General features: G+C 36.9%; 14 protein-coding genes. 2 read left to right on the top strand and 12 right to left on the bottom strand.

Going from position 1 to position 13,532, the window contains the following annotated elements; all coding sequences use genetic code 11:
• Positions 1-110 precede the first annotated feature (110 nt).
• Both CRO15_RS05510 and CRO15_RS05505 read left to right on the top strand, forming a co-directional pair.
• Positions 111-785, top strand: coding sequence for a hypothetical protein (locus CRO15_RS05510; protein WP_133067211.1), 675 nt, complete (start codon positions 111-113; stop codon positions 783-785).
• A 1,025-nt stretch (positions 786-1,810) separates the two neighbouring features.
• Positions 1,811-2,563, top strand: a complete 753-nt coding sequence (locus CRO15_RS05505) for a LytR/AlgR family response regulator transcription factor (RefSeq protein ID WP_097044745.1) — start codon at positions 1,811-1,813, stop codon at positions 2,561-2,563.
• Positions 2,564-2,623: 60 nt separating this feature from the next.
• Here CRO15_RS05505 and CRO15_RS05500 read toward each other — a convergent pair whose 3' ends face one another.
• The 12 genes from CRO15_RS05500 to CRO15_RS05445 form a co-directional block, all read right to left on the bottom strand.
• Positions 2,624-3,205, bottom strand: coding sequence for a precorrin-2 dehydrogenase/sirohydrochlorin ferrochelatase family protein (locus tag CRO15_RS05500; RefSeq protein WP_097044744.1), 582 nt, complete (start codon positions 3,203-3,205; stop codon positions 2,624-2,626).
• On the bottom strand, positions 3,192-3,833 hold the full coding sequence (locus CRO15_RS05495) for a DUF4202 domain-containing protein (protein ID WP_313788455.1): 642 nt from the start codon (positions 3,831-3,833) through the stop codon (positions 3,192-3,194). The genes CRO15_RS05500 and CRO15_RS05495 overlap by 14 nt, the downstream gene beginning before the upstream one ends.
• A 46-nt stretch (positions 3,834-3,879) precedes the next feature.
• The gene (locus CRO15_RS05490) at positions 3,880-4,170 is read right to left on the bottom strand and encodes a DUF6958 family protein (protein WP_097044742.1); all 291 of its coding nucleotides are present in this window, start codon (positions 4,168-4,170) and stop codon (positions 3,880-3,882) included.
• A gap of 39 nt (positions 4,171-4,209) precedes the next feature.
• Positions 4,210-5,046 (bottom strand): GIN domain-containing protein, encoded by an 837-nt coding sequence (locus CRO15_RS05485; RefSeq protein ID WP_097044741.1) that lies wholly within the window; start codon positions 5,044-5,046, stop codon positions 4,210-4,212.
• Positions 5,047-5,061: 15 nt separating this feature from the next.
• Positions 5,062-7,404 (bottom strand): TonB-dependent receptor, encoded by a 2,343-nt coding sequence (locus tag CRO15_RS05480; protein WP_097044740.1) that lies wholly within the window; start codon positions 7,402-7,404, stop codon positions 5,062-5,064.
• A 16-nt stretch (positions 7,405-7,420) separates the two neighbouring features.
• Positions 7,421-7,600 carry a hypothetical protein gene (locus CRO15_RS05475; RefSeq protein ID WP_097044739.1) on the bottom strand — a complete coding sequence of 60 codons (180 nt, stop codon included), beginning with the start codon at positions 7,598-7,600 and terminating at the stop codon, positions 7,421-7,423.
• Positions 7,590-8,252 (bottom strand): hypothetical protein, encoded by a 663-nt coding sequence (locus tag CRO15_RS05470; RefSeq protein WP_097044738.1) that lies wholly within the window; start codon positions 8,250-8,252, stop codon positions 7,590-7,592. The genes CRO15_RS05475 and CRO15_RS05470 overlap by 11 nt, the downstream gene beginning before the upstream one ends.
• 81 nt (positions 8,253-8,333) lie before the next feature.
• Positions 8,334-9,422: a hypothetical protein gene (locus CRO15_RS05465; RefSeq protein WP_133067210.1), complete on the bottom strand. Its 1,089-nt coding sequence runs from the start codon at positions 9,420-9,422 to the stop codon at positions 8,334-8,336.
• The gene (locus tag CRO15_RS05460) at positions 9,403-9,951 is read right to left on the bottom strand and encodes a hypothetical protein (RefSeq protein WP_133067209.1); all 549 of its coding nucleotides are present in this window, start codon (positions 9,949-9,951) and stop codon (positions 9,403-9,405) included. The genes CRO15_RS05465 and CRO15_RS05460 overlap by 20 nt, the downstream gene beginning before the upstream one ends.
• Positions 9,948-10,487: an RNA polymerase sigma factor gene (locus CRO15_RS05455; RefSeq protein WP_243396905.1), complete on the bottom strand. Its 540-nt coding sequence runs from the start codon at positions 10,485-10,487 to the stop codon at positions 9,948-9,950. The genes CRO15_RS05460 and CRO15_RS05455 overlap by 4 nt, the downstream gene beginning before the upstream one ends.
• Before the next feature lie 154 nt (positions 10,488-10,641).
• On the bottom strand, positions 10,642-12,591 hold the full coding sequence (locus CRO15_RS05450) for an OmpA family protein (RefSeq protein WP_165769914.1): 1,950 nt from the start codon (positions 12,589-12,591) through the stop codon (positions 10,642-10,644).
• Between the two features lies 1 nt (position 12,592).
• Positions 12,593-13,513 (bottom strand): PorP/SprF family type IX secretion system membrane protein, encoded by a 921-nt coding sequence (locus CRO15_RS05445; protein WP_097044861.1) that lies wholly within the window; start codon positions 13,511-13,513, stop codon positions 12,593-12,595.
• Between the last annotated feature and the right edge of the window lie 19 nt (positions 13,514-13,532).

The raw sequence follows: 13,532 nt of genomic DNA, 5'->3' as shown, positions 1-13,532 counted from the left end.
CAAATAAGAGGGGGCATTTATAAATTCAACGGTTTCTAACTCTTTAAAAAGTTGTTATTTAGACATGTACATTAAAATATTCCCAAATTTTTAACCTAAAAAAAATATTTATGCACTTGCTAATCATTATTTGGACACTGATATGCGCATCTGTTATTATGGGATATCCCATTTATCTTTTGAACAAGTCGCATCTAACAATAGAGGCCAGCAAAAAAAACTCACCCCTTTTAGCTTCCAACACAGTTGAGTTACTATCTTTTGATTTAAGCAATCAATTGCCAGGTTGGTCATTTTCATTGGATGTTCCAGAAATCACTGAAGAAGTACTGCTTAACAATCCTATTCTTTTCTATCTAGAATCTGATGATTCATGCTTAAAACTCCCTTTGGACAATTCCTCATTGGGATATTCAGCAAATGTATATAAGAACACAGGCAAGGTATATGTAACCTTCAAGTCTCTGGCGGATCAGGTTTCAAATTTTTATGTGCCCTCTTGGCATCTGAACAAGTTGAAGATCCTAATTATAAAATCAAAAGACAAAAGATTGTATGGCGATTGGAACACAATAACAGACAAATCATCTATATACAAGGCACTAAGAAAAGCAAAAGTAAACATAGAAGATTATGAGGACATTCTTGGGTATTTCAGCAATATTGCCTCAATAGATTTCAAAGGTCATATAAAGGCTCCTAAACCTGGGAAGCAGATGCGTAGTTCTTCATACAAATTAGCTGCCACAAACAAAATGAACCATGAATTGTGTTCAACTGGCTAAAAATTTAGTGTTCGTGTATTCCTGTTAAAGTGAGGTTCTCCATATAGAATCTCACTTTACTTTTTTGCATCAATAAAGAATTTGTTCAACACTCAACAATCAGATACAAATCCATTCTTAAGCATATAAGAATATATTCTATCTATTCACATAAGTAATTTATCAATTCATATCGGAGGTACATCAAATTAGCCATAAAACCAAAGATCAATCCAAGTAGTTTTACATGTGGTTTAAGAGAAATGATGTGAACTTAATTTAGGAATCTTAATATTATGTGTTAATAATTAAAACCCCTCGGACATTAGATTCCTTTAGAAATAAAATTACGTTTCACAAACAACAAACTCACCGCTAGTATTTTCTTTCTGTTTATAGCTGGTATGGGGTTATGCTGCGCAAAAGCATGGAAGGAAAGAATGTGGTGAGTTTTTCATTAAACAAATCTATCAGCGGAACAGAGAAAGTAATCTTTTAAAACCGCTGTTTATTATCTTCCCCCATTATGAAGATAAAGGATACAATCCTTTATCAATACAGTATTATTTATCAATTGCAAATTCAAAATTCCAGACCATAAATCATCTGGTCAATGAATTTCCCCCAGCGACATTTGAATATATACACAATAGTATACGAAACAAAAATATGGCACATGTATTGCTGGCATAATAAAGTTGAATTCTCAATGTTAGTTTAATAGAAAATACGGAATAAAGTCATCAGATAAACAAATAACACGAACACTATTCCTAAATCAAAAAACAACTCAAACAAGTACTTCTTAAGTATCAGTTAAAATGTTTTCAATTGCAATGCAATACAAAAAATATTCATAAATTAAATAAGAACTTTAATTTAGTTCCTTTAATTGCTTTCAGCAACCAAAAATAGTATTGTCCTTTATGAAAAGTAAGAAAAAGCAATGTTTGGTGACGCGTTTTAAAATATGCCTAGACCTAGGTCAAAAAAATATAAAATACTTATTTATCAACCCAGAAGTAATTAAACCTTAAACCAACCTTATGACCTTAAAAGTTGTTATAGTAGAAGACGAAAAGCATAGCCGAGAAACGTTAAAAACCCTTTTGGAAGAGTTTTGCCGTGATGTTAAAGTCATCGCCATGGCAAGTTCTGTAAATGAAGCAATTAAAGTGCTATCCGTTTTCAGTCCAGATGTTGTGTTTCTGGATATAGAACTACAATCAGGAGTGGGTTTTGATATTTTAGAACAAATTAAGGAGCCCAGTTTTGAAATAATATTTACAACAGCATTTGAAAAATATGCCATAAAGGCTATAAAATTTAGTTCTCTGGATTACTTGCTAAAACCAATTGACCTTGATGAACTACAACAAGCTGTTGAAAAAGCCAGGAATAGGATGGACACTAATGTATATCGGCAACAGATTGATAATCTAATGCAAAGCTTATCCCGAGAATCCAACAAACAAGAAAAAATATGCCTGGCCACCACAGCGGGAATGGAATTTATTGCAATAGAAGATATTGTTCTTTGTAAGGCGGGTGGATCATACACCTCTTTTATTCTTAAAGACAAAAAGAAACTTTTGGTGAGCAAGCACCTTAAAGAGTATGAAAACCTGCTTGCCGACCAACAGTTTATGCGGGTACACAATAGCTATCTAATAAATTTAAAGGAGGTAAAAAAATACATAAAATCTGATGGAGGTTATATTATCATGAGCAATGATATGCATGTTAACCTTTCCCCTAGAAAGAAAGATGACCTTATGGAAGCCATGAAACGCCTATAGTTCAATAATTTAAATAGAACCCAAACGTATTATCAATAAGTAGGTTTTGCTGTTCAAGCATTATTTTTTTTTGTCCACCAAACTTTTGGTAAACTCATTCAAAGCTTCAACCTTTTCATCAAAATCGCCTTTTAGCGTTTTTCGATATGTATTTAGATTTCTCACCAAATCATCAATGTTTTCAGGGATAACATCTTCAAAAAACTGCCGCAATCTCTTGGCTATTGTTGGTGATTTTCCATTAGTGGAAATAGCAATCTTAACATTGCCCTTGGTCACAATACCACCCATATAAAAATCACAAAGGGGTGGATTATCCGCAACATTCACCAAAATACTTTGCTCTCGACAATCTTGATAAACCTGCTCATTTACTTCAATCTTATCAGTACAGGCAACCACCATGTGTTTTCCATTGAGAAAACTTTTATCATATTCCTTTTTAACAATTTCAACCTTGTGTTTTTTTGCCAACAGTAGTGTTTCTTCCAAAAATTTGGGGGCTATCATTTGTACGTTGGCATTGGGGCTTGATTTCAACAAAAAGGTAAGCTTTTCAAGACCTACATTACCCCCTCCAACAATTAAGATATTTAGATTGGATACTTTAAGAAAAATTGGATACAACTCATTCCGTTCCATCTGCAATTGCTTTAGTGATTAATTCCATGCCTTTTTCTGAAATTGATAACTCCAATGCCCTTTGTTGCCCTTTGGAAGACATCTTTCTCCATGTTTTTTGGAGAATTTCCACCACCTTTTCTTCAGCATGTTTTTTGATGAACGGCTCAAAATAATATTGTAGAAAAACCAAACACGCCACATCTTCCAAAGCTTGGGTATCTTCACTCTTCTTCAATTGTTTTTTCAAAAGAAGAAACTCGACCTTGTCAAGAACATCCTGTTCATATCCAGCTTGTCTTAGAAGTCCCTCAGCCTTTTGCGCATGGAAATTCTTTAAATCTTGCCGCCACTTTAAATACCCTGCTCTATTGCTCTCGTAGTCTTGTCTAGGAATTTCCCATCTACAAATATGTTGACATCTTGCAGCTAATTGCAAAGCTTCTGAAGCTTCAGGTTCATATTCTTGCAAAGTTTCTGTCATGCGAATGGCATACAACAATTCTTTTGGAAACTCTCGTTCCCCATAAAACTCCAAGTTGGGGTCCGCACTATTGGCTGCATCAAAAAGTTGAAAAGCGTCCGTTTGTTTTTGGGATATGGCCATTGCTAATGTTTGTTCAAAATTATTGAGAAAAGCTCTTTGCACAAAGCGATTTCCCTTTTTTAGAATTTTGAAAAACCTCTATCAACTTTTAGTGCGCTTTCATACGCAACTGATGAGGGCTGGTTTTTGGAATCCGTTCAATGACGCCACGGGCTTCCAAATCCAATTTAACAGTAACAATGTACCATAATACCTTACCATCAAAAGTTTCCTTTAATTCTTCAATAGCCATATCACCCAACTTCTCAAAGGTTATTGTTTCGTGTTTGGCTATAGTTTTTTCAATATAGTCCCTAATAAGGTCGTACCTCCTTTTAAGTATATTAACACCGGCCTTTCCTTGAGGGTGCAAAGTCATTATTTTTTCTTCCTTGGGCATGCTTTTTATATTTAACCCACTGAAGATAAAAAGATTATATCAATCTTTTTTAATGACTCTTCCATCACTTGAAAGTACTTGTCTTACAATATCCGCATCTCCTTTATAAAAAAGTCTGGCATCAGAATTGGCCGTAACATCTATTGTCTTGGAAACGGTAAGATAAGCATCACTATCGGATGTCAAGGAAATTTCCAAATCTTGAATTTGCAATCCGTAATCTCTAATTCTACTGTCTGAAGATAAACTAGCATTGAGGTTATCTATTGATCCCAAAGCATCAATTGCACTATCTGATGATAAGTTAAGGGTAGCATTTTGGGATTCTATCTCGCCTTCCACTTTGGCTCCGGAAGAAAGGTTCATATAAGTACGTTTAGCCTCCAAATACAAATCGGCATTGCTATCCGAAGAAGCTTTGAGCTCAAAATCTTTGGCAATGATCTCTCCTTTAAAATATGCATCTGAGCTTAGTTCAATAGTGACATCATCCGCATTCAAAGGGTCATCAAGATAAATATCCGCATCTGAAGAAGCTCTAAAATCCCTAATTTCCTTCATGGTAATGTAAAGCTCCAAGGTTTCCTTACCTCTAATATTGATATTGTTCTTGAGTTTAACAGTAAGCCTTCCGCCGTCTTGATGAGCCCTAATCTTACCCAGTAAATTGGTGTTGGCTTTTATACTAACACTTTCTTCGGTCTCTGAAAAAGTGACATATGCTTTAAAATCTGTAGCGACCGATAATTCCGTGATATTCTCAAAATCGTATTTTATTGTGGATATCTCATCGGATACTCTAATTGTTTCATATGAACAAGAAGTGGCCAACGCTCCTATTGCAAGAGCAAAAATGATTTGTTTGATTGATGTCATGATGTTTGTTTTTGATTAAAATTCAATTCTATAGTTGAGTAATGGTAAAAGCTCCAACTGATACTCAATTTCCGTTGTACGGGTGAGCGGATTAAAAGAAGTTTCATCCACATTAAGTCTATTGGTAACATTCTGTATATCAAATGAGATTACATGTGAAACCTTGGGCCTATTGATTCGATACGAAAAGCTGGCATCTACTCTCCAATAATCGTCAAGTTCAATAGTATTTCTTTGATTTTGAATAAGTCTAACTCGACCAGTCTGGTCAAAAAACTCCAAATCCACCGGAGTATCCCTTTTACCTCCGTTCCATAATAATTTGGCATTGATCCCAAAAATATTATTGTTGTTTTTTCCCACCTTAAACTCTTTTCCTCCCACAACATTAAAGGTGTAATTGGCATTGTACCGACTATTGTACCAGTTACCATCCCCGGCTCTGTACTGAGAATCAAAAAGCGAACTGGTCACCAAAAAGTAGTATTGGTTGGAAAAGAATTTTTCAAATGTTAGCTCCAATCCATAGTTTCTTGCCTTACCGGAATCTGTCAACTCTTCCTCTATAAAACGCCCGTTCAAAAAAGAATTTGTTGAACCCGGATTTGCCGATATAGCTACCTTAGTAAGGTCCTGATAATAGGCTTCTATTTTTAAATGACCATTTTTTATGATACGCCAATCATACCCCAATACATAGTGTGCAGCCCTCATCAAATCTAAATTGGTATTTGGCGTGGTTACATTTCCTTGTCCATCTTCAACCCCAATAAAGTACTGATTAAGTGGCATTCTTCTTGAATGCAGACCAACTCCGCCACTTAGTGTATGTTTAGGAGAAATTTTATACTCAAATCCTCCTCTTGGTTCCAGAGTAAAGTCATCATTTACTGAAAATGACGAAGCATGCAACCCAAAAGTGGTAGAAAATTTTTCATTGAACCTATATTTAGCTTGTGAAAAAAACTGCAGAAAGGTACCATTGCCATCTGCATTTACCAATACTTCCGTATCAGTATCCCTAGTTTCATCAGTCAATACATCATAAGACAATCTACTATATACAAATCCTGTTTTAAGCGAGGTCTTTGCGTTAAATTTTTGATTTAAGTTGGCACTTACCCTAATGGCATTGTTCCTAAGAATGTCCTGTTCCCTATAGAAATCTGTGTTGATTCTACTATCTAACGAAAATATATAGTCACTGCGGTTCCCCGAATAGGAAAGTGCTCCATCCAAAGAGGTATTAGGGTTGAAAAAATGCCTCAGATTAACCCCTCCCATATAGGTCTTTGACTCAAAAATCTCATCTTCAAAAACATTTGGATTGGATTGTTCTGCATTATCCTGATTATCCTCACTGATACCTCCCATTCCCCAAGCGGAAAGATTTGTTTTCTCCCCAAGTGGTAAATTCACCTTAAATGCGAGATCTTGGAATGTGGGCACAGAGCCCTCTGATACCTCAATAATATTGTTCAAAATTGTTAAGGTTGAATACCTATAATTGACCAGGAATGATCCTTTATAATTTTTGGAGAACGGACCCTCAACGGCCAAATCAGTTCCTAAAACTCCAAATTGAAAAGCATATTCTGTGTTCTCCGAATTTCCATTTCTTAGTTTGATATCGAACACTCCTGACGTTGCATTTCCATATTCAGCAGGAAAAGCTCCTGTGAAAAAATCAGAATTGCCCAGCATATTGGTACTCAACAAGCTCACCGCTCCAGGTGAATAGCCCTCCTCAGAAAAATGATTGGGTTCTGGCACCTCAACCCCTTCAATTCTCCATAACAATTGGTTTGGGGCGTTACCACGAATCACAATCTCATTGGTGGTATCGTCAGTATTGGTTACCCCGGCAAAAGAAAGTGCCATCCTCCCTGGGTCACTTATACTTGCCGGAAAGCGCTTGGCCTCTTCAACCCCAAATGACCTAGCACTTACTGTTGCCAATTTATTGTTGGGTTTGACCTGATCCTTGCGTGCAAGAACTACAACTTCTCCTAATTGGTTAAGGGATTCCGTTAATCTTATGGTTAAATTGATCTCTTTTGCAGATCCAACCAAAACTTCTGAAATGGAAGCATCTTCATAGCCTAAATAACTACAGGTAAACGATTGTCTGCCAACAGGCACGTTTTCCATAGAAAAGAAACCTTGAGCATCAGTGATGACTCCAATTTGTGGTTCTGACCCGAGTAAAACAATAGTAGCTCCCATCAATGGACTCCCTGTGGCAATGTCCGTTACTTTTCCTTTAACGGTCTGTTTTAAATCTTGGGCATTACCATAAAATATGGCAACAAAAAGTAAGCCCAAGAACAGAAGGTTTTTGGTTTTTAGTTTTCTCATGATGTTTAAAAGGTGTTTAGCGAAGTTCTTTTTCTAGCTTAAGAATGGGCATCCAATAAAAATTTATAGCTGACCATTCATCTGCTTTTAAGTTCTGCGAACTTCTAACAAAGACAGCTCCATTTTTTGAAAATACATGTTTGGCCATTAGACCTTGGTTGAGTGATTGTTCGTTTTTTGATTTGTTATTGTCCATTTCTCAAATGTTTTTTATATCTGTTTCTCCCCATATTGAAGACCCCGACTTTAATTCCAACACCGCCTGAAAAACCATTGATTCTTGACAAAGGATTAAACTCTAAATCCAATTTACTTGAAAAACGATACTTTATTCCAGCTTCTAATTGCAGATATCTGGAAATATTGAAAAGAACGCTCATCCCGGGTTCCAAAACAAAAATGGCATCTACATCATCTTCATCAATGTCTTCATTAATTCTATCATCAAAATTGTTTCCTAAGTATCCAACCGCTCCCGCTCCTATAAGTACCGGGAAAGAAAGATTTACGGCAGACTTACTAAAAAGAATAGGCTCCAAATGCAGCCCTCCATAGACCGCGAGTAAATCCTCATTGGGGGTAAGAGGATTATCTTGTTCAGAATAGAGAAACGTACCAACGAATCCAACCTCAAATTTTCTATTGGCCACATAAGCCACTTTTAAACTCCCTATATAGGTGTCTTTGCTGTCAATTTCTCCAAAGTAGGTGCTCAATCCAAGATACACTCCGTGGACCACATTTCTTCGGTCATTAAATTCAATAAAGTCACCTTCTTCCTCATTTTGGGCCAGTCCTATACTTGTAAATAACAGTAGAACAGGTAGTAGTAATTTGTTTGTTTTCATCGTTTTTTGATAAGGTTGCTGATTTAAAGACAAGTGTAATTGTAAAAGGTTGCACAAACATTGTCCTTTTTTTATAAAAATTTAATCTGTTAGTACTATGACTCCTTTTATTCCATTTATAGAGAATTCTCCGCGTGCGCCATTCCCATAGTTAGCTGTGATATCCCTGATTTTTCTTCCGGCATTGGTAACATTGGTCTCAATGTTGTCAAAAGATTTAGGAACTCTTAAAAGTCCTTGCTCCAAGGTTGCCCTAAATTTAAATGCCAACCCAGAAATGTCAATGTTTATTTCGGAAGACTCTTGAACAATATCTATCTCGGCATCCGATTTTAGAATTTCATGAATCTCAACTTCAGCAATTCTTAGTGTCAAAAACATTTCATTTTCTATGGTGGCGATATCCACATCCGAAAATTTAAAGTCACCCCTTAAGCTTCCTATGGTTGCTAAACTCACTTCATCCTTGCTAGAATACAATTCCAAATTAGACACTTCATTGAGTTTAATATTACTTCCACTGCTTATGATCTTTAGTTTTTGGGCATTTTCCATATCAATGCTCCCATTGCTCATTTTTATGTTTCCATAGCCCATTCTACGACTATTTAATTTTCCAAAACGCATATCAATCTTTGCAGTGGATATATCTTCATTGACCCATACATCTCCATGCTGTACGTTAGCATCCAAATCTCCATTCCAAGTGCTTATTATTACGTCCCCAAACTTATTGATGACACCTAACTCTGCATTTATAGGTAAATAGACCTCATAATCTATCTGAATATTAGATTTATCAAAGTCAAAAGGATTGGCCTTATTAAAGTATCTGGAGAAGACGCTAGAACTTCTATCCACAATCTCCGAGGTAACTCTAACAAAATCTCCCGCCAGTGTAACTTCTGGTTGGATCCTATCCAAAAGTTTTTTAGCGTTTTCATCCTTTCTATGGGTCACTTTTATGGCAATGGACACCTTAAGTTCTTCTTTATCCCAACCATTAATGACCACATTACCATACTTGTTTTCAATCTGAACTGTTCCGGTTGCAGAAAGGTCATAGCTCTTTTCCCATTTTTTGGAACGCTCGCTTTGTGCAAATACAGTAAGGGTAAGAAAACCCAGTAGTACGGTAAGTACTGTATTTTTATAATATATACCCTTCATAATCCATTTCATTTTTAGAAGCATTGATCTGTTTAAGTAAATTCTCTATCAGTTCAATACGTTTTTTATAATTGTTTACAATGGCCTCCAAAACCAGCTCATTGTCCAAATTGCTCTGCATTTCTAATTTTAGCTGTTCATACTCCTTATCCAATTCATCCATAAAGGATAAAAATTCCTCTTTATCCTTGGCTGCCAAACTAGGGTGGTTCTTTACCAATTGTACTTGTTGATAGACCAAATTCTTATAGTGCATGTCTATTTCAAACAATTCTTCCGTTGCATACCCATCCATAGTATTGGAAGAAGGATTGTTTATAGTTAAAAAAGCTGTTAAAGACAATCCAATCAAAAGGATGATTGATGCGGCTATACGTAACTTGTTTGACCTCCATAGCGGAATTACCTTTCCTTTTTCCTCCTCATCCAACTGGGAAGTTATATTTCCCCACAGCTTATCCCTGTCCACCTTGTGAACATCAAAAGCCTGCTTGTTCTCCTTTATGTGTTTTTCAAAATTGTCCATCATAGTTCATTTACAATTTGAATAAGTTTCTTTTTAGCTCGATGATATTGTGATTTTGATGTGGAGGTCGATATATCCAATATTTCACCTATTTCCACATGATCATACCCTTCTATCAAATACAAGGTGATTATTTGCTTGTACCCCTCCGGTAGTTGTCCCATGCCTATTTTCACCTTTTCAATTTCCATTTCAGGAATAATCTCAGCATTATCATCTTCAACAGGCTCAGCTTCATTTTCCAAAGAGGACAACAAGAGTCGCTTTGCTTTTAAATGATTGATACTCCTATTGATCACAATTCGTTTTAACCAAGCTCCAAAAGTGCTTTCAAACCTAAAAGTGTCCAACTTTTTAAAAGCCTCTACAAAGCTCTCTTGTAAAATATCTTCGGCATCTTCACGCACGGTCAGTAATCGCATGGCAACGTTGAACATGGCATCCACATATAGCCCGTACAACTGGTACTGGGCGTTCCTGTTTCCTTCTTTACTCTGTTCCACCAATACTTGGTGTGTATAACGTACGTTTGCTTCCAAAAATCCTGGACGGTTATTCAATGACAGCTAAAAATAATCCTTATTCATCTATTCCAAAGACAAATCAAAAATTGAAAGGTTGCACCAAAATGTTTTTTAATGAAAAAACCTCCAACTTTCGCTGAAGGTTTTTGGTATTTGGTTTGGTCATGTCTTATTCTAATTTTACAATGATGAATTCTGATCTACGGTTAACATCATGCTCCTCAGTGGTACACTTAATTCCATTTTTACAATGATTCAACAGTGTTTTTTCTCCATATCCAATGGCACTTTCTATACGATGGGCCTGGATTCCTTGCGAAATAATGTAGCTTCCAGTAGATTTTGCTCTTTTATCAGATAAGGTCTCATTGTATCTATCACTTCCTCTTGAATCTGTATGTGCCTCAATTTTAATGACCATTTTAGGATATTCTTTCATTACCTCCACAATCTTGTTGAGCTCTTGGGCGGCATCTGCCCTAATATCAGCTTTGTTCAAGTCAAAGTAAATATTATCAATCTTAATTTTTAGCACCCCATTTTCGCGAACAATCAATTTATTGAGTTTCTTGGTGATTTCCATGGGCACATTGTTCACAAAATCTTTTTCGGTGGTTGTACTGAAAGATTTTTCGGTGGATATAAAACCATCTTTGCTTATTTGAACGCTATACTTTTCTTCACAGTCCAAAACTGTGGTAAAACTAAATGCGCCATAAGGGTCAGTGGCCGTTCTTTCCAATGATGCACCACCAGCAGATACCAATTCTACCACTACATTAACCATAGGTTGCGCATTGGCCTTTCGGATTACGCTCCCTTTTACAGTCTGTTCGCAGGTTTCTTCCATACGTTGAAAGGAATAAATGTCATCATCTCCTTTCCCCCCTTCTCTATTGGAAGAAAAATAACCTCGTTGGGTAGACTCGTTCACGATATAAGCAAAATCATCTCGATTACTGTTCAAAGGCTTGCCCAAATTGTTGGGTGCTCTAAAGCCATTTCTGCCCAATTCACTTTCAAAAACATCTAAACCTCCAAGGCCTAAATGCCCATCTGAAGCAAAGTACAATTTCTCCTCAGTGATATAGGGGAACATTTCCCTGCCACTGGTATTGATTGTTGGCCCTAAGTTTCTGGGTTGAGAAAAACTCCCATCTCTACGGATGTCTACGACAAATATATCAGTACCACCAATGCTACCTGGCATGTCCGATACAAAGTATAATTTTTTACCATCAGGGCTTAATGCAGGCTGTCCTACGGAATATTCTTCATTATTAAAAGAAACCTCCGTGGCACCTGTCCATTCCCCTCCTTGAAGCTGGGACGTATACATTTTTAAATGATTAGTGCCCTCACCATCTCGACCCAACGTTTGGTTGGAATAGTTATTTCTGGTGAAGTAAATCACATTCCCCTCTGGGATGAAACTGGCAACAGCTTCATGATATCTTGTATTCAAAATTGGAGAAAACGGCTCTACCTTGGCCAAATCGGAGCCCAAATCATTGGTGTCAGCCATAAAAAAATCTAAATATGGCTGTTGGTTCCATTCATAAACCCGAGTTTCATATAGTAAAGAATCCCTGCTTGATGAAAATACAATTTTGTCCTTATAATAAGCTGTTCCAAAGTCTGCCACAGGGGTGTTGATGGCCAAATTGGCAATATAAAATTGAGGTTGTCTGTTCAGCAACTCATCCAAAGCTTCATCATTGTTCTTCAGTTGCTCAACTTCAAATTTTGATACATCCAGCTTTTGAGTGTAAATTTTCATAATGCCCTTGGCCAGTTTGTAATTGCCTACACCTTTTAAAGCATGCACATACCTAAAGGCATACTCTGGCTCCAACACATTTTCATATTTTGAAAATAACATCCCGTACCATTTAGCCGCATTTTCCATATCTGTATTGAAAAAATAAGCATCCCCCAAACGCTGTAATACATGTTGGGAATCGTCTCCTTTTTGCACAAGACTTTCATATTGTTTGGCCGCTCTTACATACAAGAGGTTGTCAAAATTGATGTCGGCATCGTTATACTTTAATTGGCCCTGTACAGCAAAGACCATCAAAAAAAGAAGTGCGGTTATGTTGGTTTTTATTGCTTTCATCTTAGTAAAATCTTGGAGATTTAAGTCGTTTTTCCACGGTCTTGAATTCATACCTCAAAAACACCTCATGTGTACCACTGGTATAACTTCTTAAATCTGATGTTGTTAGATCATAGGCATAGCCAACACTTAGGTCTGGGGAAATTTGAAGCCCTAAAAGCGCGGAAAAGGAATCGTCCCACCGATAAGCCAGGCCTGCAGTAAAGGTTTCCATTAGCATGGCATTTGCCGAAATATCAGCAATAACCGGAGCTCCAGGAACCCATTTTACAAAGAAGGCAGGCTTAAATTTGATATCCGGGGTCAGATCAATGATCTTTCCACCCATCAAAAAGTAATGCAAACGTTCCGTGGCTATTTCTTGTTCTTGTCCTTCATAATGGTCCTGTGAAAAGAAATTGGGTACTGCCAAACCTAAATAACTTTTGGCTGTATGGTAATATACTCCGGCTCCTATGGTCGGAAAAAATTTGTTTTCAATATTATTTTGAAAGGCGACATCTGGATTCTCCACCAAACCTTTGGTGAAATCCACATTAAAGAGTCTTCCCCCTCCTTTTAATCCAAAAGAGAGTTTTTTATCGTTTTCATCCAATTTTACGGTATATGAAAAATTGGCATCCACAAAAACTTCCGAAGATGGTCCCAAAGCATCGTGGGAAAGCACAAGTCCCAGACCTACATTGTTCCCCATTGGACCATCTACGGCCAAAACCTGGGTGTTAGGTGCTCCATTGACCCCTACCCATTGGGAACGGTGCATCAACAACGCGGTTAAATGCCCCCTAGAACCAGCATATGCCGGATTTACACTCAAAGTATTGTACATATACTGCGTAAACTGCGGGTCTTGTTGTGCAGATACCACGTAGGACATCAATAGTAGAGCCAGGGAACAGATATATTGTAGTTGCTTCTTCATTTGTGTTGTTTTTTTGACC

Source organism: Flagellimonas pacifica (assembly GCF_900215465.1).
GTDB classification, from domain to species: domain Bacteria; phylum Bacteroidota; class Bacteroidia; order Flavobacteriales; family Flavobacteriaceae; genus Flagellimonas; species Flagellimonas pacifica.
The sequence above is the reverse complement of the archived record's forward strand: the minus strand, read 5'-3'. Positions and strand labels throughout refer to the sequence as shown.

Bases quoted from the DNA above. Each gene is read 5' to 3' on its own strand.
- CRO15_RS05445 (WP_097044861.1), bottom strand. From the start codon at position 13,513: ATGAAGAAGCAACTACAATATATCTGTTCCCTGGCTCTACTATTGATG.
- CRO15_RS05505 (WP_097044745.1), top strand. From the start codon at position 1,811: ATGACCTTAAAAGTTGTTATAGTAGAAGACGAAAAGCATAGCCGAGAA.
- CRO15_RS05500 (WP_097044744.1), bottom strand. From the start codon at position 3,205: ATGGAACGGAATGAGTTGTATCCAATTTTTCTTAAAGTATCCAATCTA.
- CRO15_RS05510 (WP_133067211.1), top strand. From the start codon at position 111: ATGCACTTGCTAATCATTATTTGGACACTGATATGCGCATCTGTTATT.
- CRO15_RS05465 (WP_133067210.1), bottom strand. From the start codon at position 9,422: ATGAAGGGTATATATTATAAAAATACAGTACTTACCGTACTACTGGGT.
- CRO15_RS05475 (WP_097044739.1), bottom strand. From the start codon at position 7,600: ATGGACAATAACAAATCAAAAAACGAACAATCACTCAACCAAGGTCTA.
- CRO15_RS05485 (WP_097044741.1), bottom strand. From the start codon at position 5,046: ATGACATCAATCAAACAAATCATTTTTGCTCTTGCAATAGGAGCGTTG.
- CRO15_RS05470 (WP_097044738.1), bottom strand. From the start codon at position 8,252: ATGAAAACAAACAAATTACTACTACCTGTTCTACTGTTATTTACAAGT.
- CRO15_RS05450 (WP_165769914.1), bottom strand. From the start codon at position 12,591: ATGAAAGCAATAAAAACCAACATAACCGCACTTCTTTTTTTGATGGTC.
- CRO15_RS05490 (WP_097044742.1), bottom strand. From the start codon at position 4,170: ATGCCCAAGGAAGAAAAAATAATGACTTTGCACCCTCAAGGAAAGGCC.
- CRO15_RS05480 (WP_097044740.1), bottom strand. From the start codon at position 7,404: ATGAGAAAACTAAAAACCAAAAACCTTCTGTTCTTGGGCTTACTTTTT.
- CRO15_RS05460 (WP_133067209.1), bottom strand. From the start codon at position 9,951: ATGATGGACAATTTTGAAAAACACATAAAGGAGAACAAGCAGGCTTTT.